Origin of the sequence: Rubrobacter tropicus (genome assembly GCF_011492945.1) — a bacterium.
In the GTDB taxonomy this organism is placed as follows: Bacteria; Actinomycetota; Rubrobacteria; order Rubrobacterales; family Rubrobacteraceae; genus Rubrobacter_D; species Rubrobacter_D tropicus.
In genome coordinates this window covers 137,680-150,960 of the sequence record NZ_CP045120.1, presented here as the reverse complement: position 1 = coordinate 150,960, position 13,281 = coordinate 137,680, and the positions used below count along the sequence as shown (strand labels likewise).

The 13,281-nt window shown below is 71.4% G+C and carries 16 protein-coding genes; 4 read left to right on the top strand and 12 right to left on the bottom strand.

The features are described from left to right. Positions 1–33: 33 nt before the first annotated feature. The 6 genes from GBA63_RS22750 to GBA63_RS22725 form a co-directional block, all read right to left on the bottom strand. Positions 34–915: a hypothetical protein gene (locus GBA63_RS22750; protein ID WP_166180789.1), complete on the bottom strand. Its 882-nt coding sequence runs from the start codon at positions 913–915 to the stop codon at positions 34–36. Positions 916–953: 38 nt separating this feature from the next. Then, on the bottom strand, positions 954–1,883 hold the full coding sequence (locus tag GBA63_RS22745) for a hypothetical protein (protein WP_166180787.1): 930 nt from the start codon (positions 1,881–1,883) through the stop codon (positions 954–956). Further along, positions 1,880–2,236 carry a hypothetical protein gene (locus GBA63_RS22740; protein WP_166180785.1) on the bottom strand — a complete coding sequence of 119 codons (357 nt, stop codon included), beginning with the start codon at positions 2,234–2,236 and terminating at the stop codon, positions 1,880–1,882. Before GBA63_RS22740 ends, GBA63_RS22745 begins: the two co-directional genes overlap by 4 nt. A 105-nt stretch (positions 2,237–2,341) precedes the next feature. Further along, positions 2,342–2,860 carry a hypothetical protein gene (locus GBA63_RS22735; protein ID WP_166180783.1) on the bottom strand — a complete coding sequence of 173 codons (519 nt, stop codon included), beginning with the start codon at positions 2,858–2,860 and terminating at the stop codon, positions 2,342–2,344. A gap of 222 nt (positions 2,861–3,082) precedes the next feature. Then, on the bottom strand, positions 3,083–3,385 hold the full coding sequence (locus tag GBA63_RS22730; protein ID WP_166180781.1) for an MJ0042-type zinc finger domain-containing protein: 303 nt from the start codon (positions 3,383–3,385) through the stop codon (positions 3,083–3,085). An 83-nt stretch (positions 3,386–3,468) separates the two neighbouring features. Beyond that, positions 3,469–3,888 (bottom strand): hypothetical protein, encoded by a 420-nt coding sequence (locus tag GBA63_RS22725; RefSeq protein WP_166180779.1) that lies wholly within the window; start codon positions 3,886–3,888, stop codon positions 3,469–3,471. Between the two features lie 302 nt (positions 3,889–4,190). Between GBA63_RS22725 and GBA63_RS22720 the strand changes: the two genes are divergently transcribed. Further along, complete coding sequence (locus tag GBA63_RS22720; protein WP_166180777.1) at positions 4,191–5,516, top strand: AlbA family DNA-binding domain-containing protein; 1,326 nt, start codon at positions 4,191–4,193, stop codon at positions 5,514–5,516. A 106-nt stretch (positions 5,517–5,622) separates the two neighbouring features. On the opposite strand, the gene GBA63_RS22715 is transcribed toward GBA63_RS22720, so the two are convergent. From GBA63_RS22715 to radC, 6 genes are read right to left on the bottom strand one after another with little or no spacing between them, the layout of a single operon-like run. Beyond that, positions 5,623–6,093 (bottom strand): hypothetical protein, encoded by a 471-nt coding sequence (locus GBA63_RS22715; RefSeq protein ID WP_166180775.1) that lies wholly within the window; start codon positions 6,091–6,093, stop codon positions 5,623–5,625. 26 nt (positions 6,094–6,119) lie between these two features. Next, positions 6,120–6,443 (bottom strand): hypothetical protein, encoded by a 324-nt coding sequence (locus GBA63_RS22710; protein ID WP_166180773.1) that lies wholly within the window; start codon positions 6,441–6,443, stop codon positions 6,120–6,122. 10 nt (positions 6,444–6,453) lie between these two features. Beyond that, a complete protein-coding gene (locus GBA63_RS22705; protein ID WP_166180771.1) occupies positions 6,454–6,861 on the bottom strand; it encodes a hypothetical protein in 408 nt (135 codons plus the stop codon). Positions 6,862–6,910: 49 nt separating this feature from the next. Then, the gene (locus tag GBA63_RS22700; RefSeq protein ID WP_166180769.1) at positions 6,911–7,408 is read right to left on the bottom strand and encodes a hypothetical protein; all 498 of its coding nucleotides are present in this window, start codon (positions 7,406–7,408) and stop codon (positions 6,911–6,913) included. A gap of 11 nt (positions 7,409–7,419) precedes the next feature. Beyond that, positions 7,420–7,740: a hypothetical protein gene (locus GBA63_RS22695; protein WP_166180767.1), complete on the bottom strand. Its 321-nt coding sequence runs from the start codon at positions 7,738–7,740 to the stop codon at positions 7,420–7,422. 44 nt (positions 7,741–7,784) lie between these two features. Next, complete coding sequence (gene radC, locus GBA63_RS22690; protein WP_407690865.1) at positions 7,785–8,471, bottom strand: RadC family protein; 687 nt, start codon at positions 8,469–8,471, stop codon at positions 7,785–7,787. A gap of 184 nt (positions 8,472–8,655) precedes the next feature. On the opposite strand from radC, the gene GBA63_RS23485 reads away from it, so the two are divergent. From GBA63_RS23485 to GBA63_RS22680, 3 genes are all read left to right on the top strand, one after another. Further along, complete coding sequence (locus tag GBA63_RS23485; RefSeq protein WP_207957268.1) at positions 8,656–8,835, top strand: hypothetical protein; 180 nt, start codon at positions 8,656–8,658, stop codon at positions 8,833–8,835. A 188-nt stretch (positions 8,836–9,023) separates the two neighbouring features. Further along, positions 9,024–11,372, top strand: coding sequence for a Stk1 family PASTA domain-containing Ser/Thr kinase (locus tag GBA63_RS22685; RefSeq protein ID WP_166180762.1), 2,349 nt, complete (start codon positions 9,024–9,026; stop codon positions 11,370–11,372). A 67-nt stretch (positions 11,373–11,439) separates the two neighbouring features. Then, positions 11,440–13,245, top strand: coding sequence for a hypothetical protein (locus GBA63_RS22680; protein WP_166180760.1), 1,806 nt, complete (start codon positions 11,440–11,442; stop codon positions 13,243–13,245). Positions 13,246–13,281 lie beyond the last annotated feature (36 nt).

The window sequence follows — 13,281 nt, the reverse complement described above, 5'->3', positions numbered from 1 at the left end:
AACGCGGGTGTGGAGGCGCTGGAGATCGGCGCGCTACGGACCGCCCGACAGGCGGGGGCTGCGCGTCTCTTCTTCGCGCAGCCCGTCGAGGGTGAGTCGGCGGCGGACGCCCTTTCTCTGGCGGCGCAGCACGGTGACGTCCTTGCCGAGGTTCTCGCGGAGGCGGCGCTCCTCGGAGGCGTGGTAGTCGTAGACGTCGGGCATCGTCTCCAGGAGCATGCGCCACTGGCCCTGACCGGCCTTGACACAGGCCCCGGAGCAGTTGGCGTGCTCGAAGCCTAGCTTGTAGAGCTCCTGGCGCTCGACGCCTCGCTCCTCGCCGAGCCGGTGCATCTCCTCTTTGGAGATCTCGGGCTCGTCGCACAGGGGGGAGAGGACCTCGTAGGGCCGCCAGCGCGCCCAGGCGCCGAGGTGGCGGTGGGCCTCCGTGCGGTCTATGCCGAGCACGAGCCGGCAGTCGTCGGGGGAGTAATTCTCCGTGATGTGCCGCTTGAGCAGCTCCCTCTTGAGGACGCGGGAGCAGGGGTCGATCCGGGAGTTGCCGATGAAGCGCTCCTTCTCGAAGACCTCCCAGACTGCGAGGCCTCGTGAGAGCCAGAGGAGGTTCGGGATCTCGCGGGCGGCTGCGCCAGAAAGCTCGGCGAGGGCCGCCTTGCGGTGGGGCAGGGTCTCGCGCGAGAGCGGGAGGAGATCGAGGGCCGCCCGGGCGAGCGGGGCTACCGCGCGCAGCGGGACGCCGGCGAGGTCGGCCGCGGCCTCGATCAGGAACCGGTAGGAGTCCGGGTGCTCGCCGAGGACGTCGGCGAACATGAGCACGAGGTCGTCTCTGGGGACCCCGCCGTCGAGGAGGCGCCGGGCGGCGGCGTAGGAGCCCACGCCGCCGGAGAGCTGGATCAGGTAGCGCGGACGTCGCACGGTGCCCCCTTCCTGCACAGCTGCGCGGGCGGAACGCTCTACCCTTCGGGTGTGGACGCGGCGCCGTCGAGGGCCTCGAGGATCCCCTCGCGCTGGCGCCTCTCGCGGGTGAGCGTGAGGTCCAGGGCAAACTGGTCCACGTGCCGGTAGACGGCGTCGCGGACCACCTCCTGGAGGAGGTCCGGCGGCATCGCCTCGGCCTGCGTGGTCTCCCCGGCCCAGCGCTTGCTGCGCGAGTCGGTGCTCTTGGGCGGGGCGGTGTCGAGGTCGTACTCCTCGACCTGGGAGCGGGTGAGGGCGACGCGCTCGGGGTGGAAGAAGCCCTCGACGCGGCCGTCGGCGGGGTCGGAGAGCGCCCCGACGAGCTCGGCGACGAAGGCGCCGGCGTCCTGGGCCATCGAGACAAAGATGGACTGCCCGCTCGGGTCGTGGTCGCCGACGTGGAGAAAGGCCGTCGGCGCGTCGGCGCGCGCCACCCGTTGGGCGATCTCGTGGGTGACGGTTACCGAGCTGAACCCGCCCGTCGAGTACACGGGGACGTGCCACTCGGAGACCATCCGCGCCAGCATCCCGGCCATCATCTGCGCCTCGCACCAGAGCTCGACCGTCTCGGGCTGGCCGTCCTGGTGGGAGAGCTCGAAGTTCTCCGCGGCGGAGCGGACGCTGCGCCAGAAGGACTCCGGGGAGGACCAGCCGCCCCCTCCCAGGGTCGTCGTGCCGTCGTCGCGGATGGCGTGGAAGGGGATCAGGCCCGCCCTGCGGGCCCTGACGAGGTGCTCGCAGAGCCTCTTGTAGGCCTTCTCGCTCTTCGGGAAGCCGTGCTGGCCGACCAGGCGGTAGAAGACCTGGCGGGCGGTCATGGCGCCGTAGCGGGCGTACTCCTCGAGGACCTCGCGGACCTGGGCGAGCACGATGAGGGTCTCGGGGGCAGGGTTCCACGGGGCGTAGCCCTTCGGCCGGCCGCTCAAGTCGGATCGAGGGGCGGGACGAGCGAGCCCTTGTAGCCCACGAGCACGCCGCACAGAGGCAGGGATTCGAGGTAGCGGCGCTCCTCCGGGCTCTCGAACTCGAAGAAGAACGACTGCGACGCCCCGTAGGCGTCGAGAGCGAGCAGGAGGCCCGAGAAGAGGCGCCGCCCGTCGGGACCTTCGGCTTCGAGGACCAGGAAGAGGCCGGGCTCTTCGTCGGCCGGTTGCATCCTCCTGTGGGGCACGCCGTCTTCGGCGGCCAGGTGTTCGGCCAGCTCCAGGCGCGCCAGCCGGAAGGCGCGGTCGTAGGGATCTTTCTCGCCGGGGTCGTAGTACAGATGGGCTCGGATCATCTCGTGCCTCCTCGGTCAGTCGTTGAGGGCAAGCGCTACCCGCCCAGGATGCAAACGTGGGGATCTCTCGACCCTTTGGTGTTCTCCGTCTTCCCGACCTCGTCCTCACGACATCGCCTCAAAAAGCGACGGTTGGGAGGGGGTAGCCGGGGAGCCCGCGGCCCTTGCCAACTCCCGCAACTCGCCGCTCCCGACCTGCAGGCCGCTCCCCGAATCGTCCAAGCCCGGCCTGACGGGCTTCCCTTTTTTGTCGCGCGGCCAGGCGTCGCGGAGCGCCGGCGGCAGGTCCCTGACCGAGATCCTTTTCGCCTCGACGTCGCGGTCTTGGGAGGAGATGTCGAACTCTTCGCCCGTGAGGAGGTCCAGGAGTTGCGTGGCGGCCGTGTAGGGCGGGTGGGCCCGTCCGTCCCCTTTGTGTGGGTGTGATGTCCCGGAGGAACCTGTGTAGAGGCCCGAGAGCATGGCGCAGATCCTCTCCGTGCCCGAGTCCCACCGAAGGCGGTAGAGGGTGTAAAGTCCGCCGCCGGCGTTGTCGGTCGCGGTCCTCGGGACTTGCTTTAGTGGAGGACGGTCGGGGTGGTCTTGGTGCCACTCGATGCCGTTGCCACGGTGCCAGCCTCTCACGCTAAACTCGCCCTTCTCAGTCGTTCGGAGCGCCCGTCAGCCTCGGCGAGTCGCTCGGCGACGTGGTCGGGCATCGGGTGGCCGCAGCGCCTATGGAACTCCGCGCTCGCTTTGAACACCTTCCAGTGGAGATCTTCGACGGCTTTGGGCCGCTCACAACCTCTCCTCGTCTATCTTGTCGACGAGCATGAGCCCGGCACGTGATGCGTTGCTGCGGAGGCGTCAGCGGATCGGGGGCGGCCAGCCGGGATCGACGTGGCCGGCCTCGAAGGCCCTCGCGTACCGGGGATCGTCGCGCTTGACGAAGACGCCGACGGTCGGGGGTTGGGTGGTGTCGAAGACGAAGTAATCGTCCGGGGCCTCAAAGTGGCCGGTCTTCGGCCCGTGCCGACCTCCGTCGACCCTGAAAAGGTGCCCACAACGGGACCCGCCGGCGAGCCCGGAGCCGCCCTCGACCACGCGGATGCGGGCGGCGCAGTAGGGGCAAACGAAGTGATCGTCGTGGGTGGTTATCGTCTGTGCCACGCGCACGGTCTCCTTTCGGCCGAAGTTCTGGGGAGGGAACCGGTCGGGGCGGGTCCCTCGCAAGGGCGGGGACCCGCCCCGGCTCAGATCAAACCGGAGTTGCCGCACACCGGGCAGGAGGGATGGCCTGTGTCGGGATCTTCGGAGAAGGAGCAGACGTGGCCGGTGAGCTCCTCGAGTTCTTCCAGGCCACGCCGCATGGCCTCTCCGAGGCGCTCGGCGGTGGAGCGGAAGGCCGGGTCGTCTTCTTTGGGGTCGTAGCCAGTGATCCGGACGTTCTGCTCGTGGCGCCTCGCCTCGTCCAGGAGGTCGTCGATGGCGTGCTCGGCCTTGTCGGCGAAGGAGGTATAGAGCACGTCTTGTATCTCTCCCTCGGCACCTTGCAGCGCCTCGCGGATCGCCGGCGCGCCGTGGGTCCGGAGGGCGGGCTTGGAGGAGAGGCGTCGGCGGACGATGGAGAGTACGGTGCTTGCCGCGTTCCGGCAGCGGGTTGCACGGTCCATGGTGTTTATCTCCTTTGTGTGTATCGGACGAGGGGTGCGCGGCCGTTCACCGGCGGAGTTTTCGGCGGGCTTGCGCACGACTGAGACTCCTTTCCTTTGGCGGGCGGCGGGGCTTCCCCCTCTGGGGGCCCGACGGCTCCACGCCGCCCGAACGCGGTTTGCGCGGCGGAGACGGGCGCGGGCCGTTTCCGGGTGAAGCGGCGGCGGGCGTGCGGGATAATCGGTGTCCGCTCGCGCGATTGTTGAGTCCCGGGGTGGGCGGCGAGCTTGACGGGAAAGTTGGCGGAAAGGCGGCTGGTATTTTGCTCGACGGCAGACCCCTCTCCCGGCAGATCCTAGCGGACGTCGAGGCGTTTTTGGCCCAGGGCCGTGCGGAGGACCTGACCCTGGACTACAAGCGCGAGCTAGGGAGCTCGAAAGGCGAGCGGGCCGAGATGTGCAAGGACGTCTCCGCCCTCGCCAACTCCGAGGGCGGGATGATCGTCTACGGGGTTGACGAAAACCCCGACCGGACGCCGAAGCTACCGGCCGTGGGGACGGCCCGCGCTTTCGGGCGTCAGAACGTCGAGGAGTGGGTGGCGCAGGTACTGCAGGGCGGGGTGCAGCCGCGCATGGACCTCGACGTCCAGGCGTTCCCGCTTTCGGGCGACCCGAGCCGGTGCTTGCTCGTAGTTAGGGCTCAGCCGAGCCGTTCCGCGCCTCACATGGTCACCCTCAACGGCGACAACCGCTACTACGGCAGGTTCTACAGGCGGGGCAACTTCGGGAACAGGATCGCCGAGGAGTACGAGGTGAGGGAGATGATGGAGAGGGCCCGCAGGCTGTACCTGGGACTGGAGGAGGAGCTAACGCGCAGGGGGTACGGCGACCCAACATCGGGAACCTTCGGGGACAGCCCCTACAACCGCCGCCTCTCGGCCCGCTCCCCGGACGGGGGCGTGGAGGCGGCGACGCAGTGGGCCAGTTTTCTCCTGCTGCCGACGTCGCCCGCCGAACCGGCCTTCGCCGACCGCGCGAGCCTCGTGGACTGGTTGGATCCGAATAAGCGTAGGTACGAGCCCGATCGGGCGCGATCGTACCTCCCCACGGCCGTACCGAGGCCCGTGCTCGGCGGGGTGGCGACGCTGGGCGTCGCCTACCAGGACGGGAGGCCGGTCGACGGCCGGGTGAAAGACTACGTGCGGGTGGGGTTCGACGGGTCCGTGGAATACGGGTTCGCGCCGGCGAGCGTGACGGGGTTGCCGGACGGGACGGAGGTACCGTACTTCATCGGGACCAGGATCGTCGCGAAGCTCTGGCAGACCCTGGGCTTCGCCGCGGACGTGAGGGCGCGGCTCTCGATGGCGGCGCCGCACCTCCTGAGCGTCAACCTCGCCCGGACGGAGGGCGCCATCCTCGCCGTTTTCGCCGAGGGCTGGGAGGACCCCAGGGGCGACTTCTTGGACCTGCAAGAGGCGCCGAGGTGCCTGGAGCCGAACGCGCAGATCAGGCGGGAACTGCGGGCGGAGGACTTCGCGGAGATCTCGGCCGCGAGCGCCACAGACCCTCCACCGCAGATGAGGGAGCTCGCCGAGGAGATCTGCTTCGCCTTCGGCATACCGCAGCCCGTGCTGTTTCCCCGAGCCTGAGCGTTCTTCGGGCGGCGATCGGCGCTCCGCTCTCACCGGAGGCCTGACGCGAGGGCACCGCGTCCTCGCGTTCCACGCAACGGGCGGGCAACCGCGGCGCTGCGGCCTAGAAGTCCGGGGGCAGCGGAGGCGGAGGCGATCCGGGGGTCAAGCTCCAGCCGTCGTCGCCCACGTGGTGATCTCGCTCGGCGTCGGTCCGGTCGAAGTAGCAGCACCGGTACGGGAAGAACTCGAAGTCGGGGTCTTCGCCCTTCGTCTTCGCGATCCAGGCCTCGAAGTCGTCTTCGCCCTGCCAGAGGAGCCGGAAGTTCTCGGCGGGTCCGATGGCGACGCCGCAACCCCAGTTCTCGTAGGAGAAAGAGGCGTCGAGCTCCATGAGGGCGTAGAAGTGGTGGCCCGAGGCGGTGAGGAGCTCGCCGCTCTTGACGGTGAAGCTCTCCTGCTCGTCGGCGATCATGCGTTCGGCGACGGCGTCGGTATCGCCCAGGGTGTAGAGGGCCGGCTCGGCGTTGCGGCCCTCCCCGTAGGCGAGCTCTATTCTGGCGCCCTTGAGGCCCTCGCGCTGGTCCTTACGCATGGTGCGTCTCCTTCGTTGGGTGTGGGTTACGGGAGCTCTTCGAGGAAGACGTGGTCGGGCAGGCCGATGCCGCGCACGAGCTCGCGCTCGGTGTCGTCCTCGACCTCGACGCGGAGCCCGAAGGTCTGGTAGCTCTGGTGGGCCTCGACGAGGAACCTGAGCAGGGTACCCACCTCTTTTGCGCCGCTGGCCTTTATCTTGATGCGGCGGGCGCCGAGTTCCCCCCAGGTGTCGTGCCTGAGGTGCAGCCTCTTGGCGCGGTGCTCCATGACGGCCAAATCGGCGTTGCGGTGGTTGAGCTCGAACGGGTCGCGCGAGGCGGGCCGCTCGCGGGAGGTCACGGTTGCCACGGCCGACCTCCTAGCCGCCGGCCGGGGAGGCGGGCCTCTCCGGCAGGGTCCTCCCCGAGAGGCGCAGCTCGTCCAGCGGCCTTACGAGGACGCCGACGGTCCCCTCGAGGAGCTGGTGGGTCCTGGCGCCGACGCTCGGGCTGGGAACCCCGATGTCCGGGAAGATGGCGAAGGCGGCGGCGCTGCGGGCGACCGGCGCGACGTCCTCCACCGAGCCGGAGGCCTCCAGCTGCAGGACGGTCGCGGGCGGCGCGTCCGGGGAGAAACGGCCGGAGGGGAACGTGCCCAGGCGGACGTCGAGGCCGGCGTCCTCGCGGAGGCTCAGGAGCTCGGCTAGGCCGCTCAGGTTGTCGGAGGAGGAGTCCTCGACGGGATCTATGATGAGCCCGTGAAAGAGGGTCACGGCGTCGGCTTTCAAGGCGTCTCCTTTATTAGAACGGTTCGCTGCGGCGTCGCGGACGGCGCGGTCAGGCGACGTCCTCCCGCCTTTCCTCGGCCTCCAGCTCTTGGTGGAACTGCGCCCAGACGGCCGGGCTGATCCTCGCGAGGTCGGCGCGGCTCCGCGGGGCGTAGAAGGTCCTCGTCACGGCGTCGAGCCGCTCCGGGGGGAGGACCGGGGCGCCGGTGGCGGCCTCGTGTTCCTGGCGCTTGGTCTCGACAAAGGCCAGGTACTCCCTGTAGACCTCGCCGGCGTCGCGACGGAGGAGCGCGGGGGAGTAGAAGCCGCGCTCGTTGCGGCGAGCCCACTGCCTCAGCCTGCGGTACGGGTTCCTGGGCGAGCGCTTCTTCGCCCACCGGATCAGGCCCAGCGCCCTGCCCACCGGCTCGCCTTCGAGGGTCTCGCGGATCATCACCCCGTCGAGCCGGGGGTCGCCGGCGGCGAGCTCCTCGGCGCGGAAGACGTCCACCCGGGCGGGGCGAGCACGGCCCGGTTCGGACGGGGAGTTCTTGGGTCCTACTACCATCTCGGGGCCTCCTAACCGAAGAGCGTGAGCGGCGCGTCGTCCTGCGCCTCGGGAGCCGCCGGTTTTCGTCCGGACGGAGCGGGGGGCAAAGGACGCCTCTTTTTGGGCCGTTCCGGCGCCGGTGGCTTCTCCGGCGGGGGTTTCGTCGGGGGTTCGGGCGCGGCCTCGACCCGGAGGGCGGGGTCTCCGAGGGCGAGCAGCCGCTCGGTGCAGTGAATCTCCTTCTGGACGTGTCCTGCGAAGCTGCAGGGGCGGTCCACGCCGGCGCCGCAGCGGGGGCAAAGGAGGTCCCGGGGGTGCAGGACGCGCCGGGGCTCATGGGGCGGGGTCATGCTCCTCCCCTCGATGGGTTCCGGGCGGGACGGCGAAGTTGCATTTAAAGGAGGCCGTGTTCCTTGAAGGAGAACGCGGAGTCCCCGATCACGACGTGGTCGAGGACCTCGATGCCGATGGTCTCCCCGGCCTCCACGAGCCTCCCCGTGACGTCCCGGTCCTCGCGGCTGGGCTCCGTCTTCCCCGAGGGGTGGTTGTGGACCAGGATCACCGCGGCGGCGCCGGCCTGGATGGCGGGCTTGAAGACCTCGCGCGGGTGGACCAGGGAACTGGAGAGGGTCCCGATCGAGACGATCTCGGTCGCGAGGACGGCGTTCTTGGTGTTGAGCAGGACGACCACGAACCGTTCCCTGTCCAGGTGCGCCAGGCGGCCCCTGAGGAGCGCGTCCACGTCGGCGGGAGAGGAGATGATCGGGCGGTCGGGCGTGCGCGCGGAGACCATCCTCTTGCCGAGCTCGGCGGCGGCCAGGAGGGCGGAGGCCCTGGCCTCGCCGATCCCGGGGACGGCCATGAGCTCGTGTACGGGGGAACGCAGCAGGCCGTGGAGGCCGCCACGCTCCGAGACCAGGCGCGCGGCAAGCTCCAGCGTGCGGGCGTCGCCGGTGCCGGGGAAAGCGGAGAAGATCACCGCCAGGAGCTCTGCGGGTGAGAGGGCCTCGGCGCCGGCCGTCCGGAGCCGCGTCCTGGGCCGGATCTCTTCGGCGATCGGCGCGCGTGGCCGGTCGGACACGTCGCGGGCCGCCTCCCAACCGGGAAACGACGGGCTCGCGGTCGGTAGTGCGGCGACCGCTTCTGCCACGCCGGGCGCCCCTCGCGTGACGGCGGCTCCGCCCTCGGCAAACTCGTCCATCGCGAGGCTCCCTTCGACGCGCCTTCCAACACGGCTCTACGGGAGGAATCGCGGGCGCTCGGGGATGATCGAGGCCGGCGCGTCCCCTGTCAGGGGACAGGACGCGCCGGTCGGCGGACCAGCCTATCCGAGCGCGAAGGGTCGGGCCAAGCCATCTGTTCGCGTCCTCCTCGGAGGGGGCGAGCACTCCGGCCGGATGAGGGAGAGCACGGTCTTCTTGCAATGGGCGCGCGGCGTGCTCTAGAATGAAGCATCGTCACACAACATTTATGATACTTACCCACCCGCGCGACGGTGGTGCCGGCCGTCGCGGCCTCCCGAACAAGAACCAGACCCGTTCGCTCGACCGAGATAACGCCTGCCCCGGGCCGCCCGGAGGCGGGTTCGGCGCGCTTCTCCGGTCCGACGCGCGGTCGGTCGAAGGGGTCCGCCGTGGCGGATAGGATGGAGGGGACCGTGCCCGAAGGCGGGGCCCGCGCCGGGGGAGGGGACCTCGTGGACGACCGCTACGCGTTGCGGGGGCTGTTGGGCAGCGGCGGGATGGCGGAGGTCTACCTCGCCTACGACGCGGTGCTCGACCGGGCGGTGGCGCTGAAGATGATGCACGGCCGCTACGCCGATCCCGGCATGCCGGAGGGGCGTGTGACCGATGGGGGCTCCGACCCCTCGATTAGCGCGGAGCTCAGGAGGGAGGTCGTGGAGCGCTTCCGGCGCGAGGCGCGGGCGGCGGCCGGCCTCTCACACCCGTCCATCGTGGCCGTCTACGACCAGGGCTCCGGCGAGGACGGCACGCCCTACATCGCGATGGAGTACGTGCCGGGGGGGACGCTCAAGGACCGGATCCGCCGCTACGGCGCCATCCCGCCGCTCGCCGCCGCGGAGACGGCGCTGCAGATCGCCAACGCCCTGGCCGCCGCGCACGAGCAGGGCATGATCCACCGGGACATCAAGCCGCACAACATCCTTATCACGGCCTCCGGCGACGTGAAGGTCACGGACTTTGGCATCGCCCTGGCCACGGCCGGCGCCGCCGCGGGCGCCATGGAGGGGGCGTCGGCGCCGGTCCGCCCGGGCCTGGGCGACGGCCACGACCTGACGGCGACCGGGGTGGTGATGGGAACCGCGGGATACATCTCGCCGGAGCAGGCCCTCGGCGAGCCCGCGGGACCCGCGGGCGACCTTTACTCCCTGGGCGTGACGCTCTACGAGATGCTCACGGGCGAGTTGCCGTTCAGGGCCGAGACGGCGATGGCGACCGCCGTCAAGCACGTCGGCGAGCCGCCCCGCCCGCCGCGCGAGGTGAACCCGGCGGTGCCCCCCGGCCTCGACGCCGTCACCCGGCGTCTTCTGGAGAAGGACCCGCGGGGCCGGTACCCGGACGCCGGCTCGCTCGCCGCGGACCTGCAGCGCATCCTCGACGAGCCCACGCCCGAGGGATCGGCTTCCGGGACCAAGACGGTAGCTCGGCCGTCCCGAGGTAGGCGGAAACGCGGACGGGGGGCGCTGGCGACGCTTGCGCTGGTGTCTATCCTCGGCGTCGCGCTGGCGGCCTACGCGTGGGCGTACGCGCCGGCCGGCGGGTTCGGTTCCGGCGAGGTGGCACGCGGGCCGCTCGGTGGGATCCGGGACGTGCTCGAGGGCGTCCCCGGGCCCGTCGGCGGGAGCAGGGCGAGCGCGAAGCCGGAAGCGAAGAAGCTCCCGGTGCCCGACGTGGTGGGGATGCCGCTGGAGGAGGCGCGCGGGGAGGGATCCCCCGCGGAAGGCCTGAAGGTCGTGGAGGAGGGCCGGGTCGCGAGCGGCGAGCCCGCCGGCGTCATCGTGGGCCAGGAGCCCGCGCCCGCGCCGGACCCGGACGCCGAGCGCCGCACCGTGGAGGAGGGCTCGGAGATCTCCGTGATGGTGAGCAAGGGCCAACCCGTCGAGGTTCCGGACCTCGTGGGCGACCCTCGCGAGGAGGCCGACGAGGCGCTTCGGGACGCGGGCCTCGAAGGGGCCTTCCGCGAGGAGAGGAGCGACCCCGAGGGGGAGGGTTCCGTCGTGCGCCAGAGCCCGGGCGCCGACGAGCGGGCGGAGCGCGGCTCCGAAGTGACGGTGACGGTGGGGACCGGCCCCGCCGAGGTCGAGACGCCGGACGTGCGCGGCTCGACGCTGGAGGCGGCGCGAGCGCTGCTCGAAGAGGCCGGCCTGCGGCTCGGGGAGACCGAGCACCACCCGAGCGGGGAGACGAAGGCCGGGGACCTCTACGCGCAGGACCCGGCCGCCGGGGAAACCGCCGAGGCCGGCGCGGCGGTGGACGTCTCGGTGAGCATCGGGCCGCCCCCCGTCGAGGTGCCGGACGTGGTCGGGCTGGACCTGGACGACGCCAAGCGGGCGATGCTCGACGCCGGGCTGGGTTACACCGCCGTGGAGGCGGCCCCGGGCCAGGCCGAGGTCGGGACCAGGATGGGCTCCGTCATCTCCACGAACCCGGCGGCCGGGACGGAGCTGGAGCGGGAAGACTACGTGGAGCTCGTCTACGCCGCCGACATCCCGGAGGTGACCTCTTCGGCCTCGTTCTCCGCGTCCCCGCCCGCCTCGCCGCCGGCGTCGTCGGCCGACCATCTGGCGGAGCCCTCTTCGGAGCCCTCTTCGGAGCCCGCGGCACGGCCGTCGGAGAGCACGGAGGCGGCGTCGGGGCCTCCACCGCCGCGCGAGGGCCGGTCGGAGCGGCGTACCGACCGGGACGGGGGGACGCCGCCGATCACCTCGGACGGCGGCCGGAAGGCCGGGCCGCGCAGGTGAGGGAGGCCGGCAAGACACCGATCAACGAAAACGGCGTGGAAACGAGAGCGAAAGGAGCGTTCTGGAGATGGTAAGCGCAACGCAAGAGGCGACCCGGCGGGTGCCGGTGTACGCGACGACCGGTCCCGCCTCGTGGGCCCTGGCCTACGAGCTGGCCGCGTTCCTGGTCGACCACGACGGGGGCGGCGAGCCGCTCCGCGTGGCGCTCGTGGACACTCTGGGGCGCGTCGAGCACCCCGGCCCGCAGCAGTCCTCGCTCGGCGCGGGGATGCCCGCCCTGCTGCGGGACGAGCGCCGGCGGATGGGCGTGCTGGCCTGCCCGGACGAAGAGGGGGCCGGCCGCGACGGGGGAGCCGAAAACGGTCCCGGGGGCGGCGCGGACGTCGGGGAGATTCTCGGGCGTCTGGACGAAAACTTCGACGCCGTCGTGGCCTGCTGCGGGCCCTCGCCCTACGGCCGCCGCTGGCTTCTGGCCGCCGACGGTGTGGTCGTCTGCGGTGCGCCGGGCGGGGAGCTCACGGAGATCACGGAGGCCACCACGGCGGGCTTCCGGCAGAGGCCGGGGCCGGCGGTGGTGCTCGCGCCGATCGGGGCGTCCGAGGCGGACCTCGACGGCGTCTTCGCCGCGGGCTACCCCGCCTGTCCCCTGCCGCGTGCGAGGGAGAGCGCCGACTTCCAGCCGGCCCTCGGGTCGCTCTCGGAGGGCCTCTTCGAGGCCACCGGCCGCCGGCCCGTCTTGCGTCGGGACGAAGGCCAGGACGGGGACCAGGGCGGGGACCAGGGTGGGGGTCAGGGTAGGAGCCGCGAGATCTCCTCTTCGCCCGCGCGCCGGGCGACGCCCCGGCTCGTACAACGCATGAACCGCCAGGGCGAGTGCCACGGCAAGCGTCGGGGGGCGACGTCGCCTTCCGCCGGAACGGCGAGGACCTCCACGGCGGAGACGCTGGAGAGGAGGCTGCGGCTCTCGCTGCGCGAGACGACGGTCGGCGGCTTCTCCCGCGTGTGCGTGGGCAGCCCGAAGGGCGGCGTCGGCAAGAGCTCGATAGCCTACGCGGTGGCGGGCTCCGTCGCCTACTACACCAACATGAGGGTCTGCCTGGTGGACGCGGACCCCAACTTCGGCTCCATCCGCCTGCTCGTGCCGCACCCCGTGGCGGACTCCGTGGTGAGCCTGGCCGAGGCCGCCGGCGAGATCGGCAGCCTCTCGGAGCTCCGCCGGTACGTCTCCCAGAACGAGCAGATGAGGCTGGACGTGGTCCTCGGCCCCGAGCGGGCCCACGAGATAACCCGCTTCGAGGACCTCGGCGAGGCCTACGGGCGCATAGACGCCGTGCTGTCCAGGTACTACGACATGGTGGTCTACGACCTGGGGCTGGGCTTCAGGGACCCGGCCATCAGGCGCGTCTTGGCGCTATGCAACGAGCTGATCTTCGTCAGCGACTCGGAGGTAGTGCCGAGCGCCATGCTCGCCGACGCCGTCCAGTACGTGGCGAACCTCGGCGTGGACCTCGGGCGCACGACGTTGGTCGTGAACCACCGCCTGCCCCCCAGCGACGAGTCGGCGGCGGCCGAGCAGGTGAGGACCGCTCACCAGGCGAGCCTTCGGAGGGTCACGGAGGTCCCCTACGACTCGCGGATGAGCCAGATGCTCAACCGGCGGTCGTTCCACGTCGAAGAGCTGGACACCCCGACCCGCCTGGGCGTGCTGACCACCGTGGCCGCCTGCCTCGAAGGCCTCAAGGAGGCCAAGACCGCGCCGAAGGCCATCGGCGGCGGACGGGGGAGCGAAGCGGGGGGCGCGGTTCGGGCGCTCGAGGGCGACCCCGAAGGCGAGAAGGTCGTGCCGGCGGCCCGGGCCGGGACGCGCGGGTAGCGCGCGCCGGCGAAAGCGAAGCCGGGCGTCCGAGGG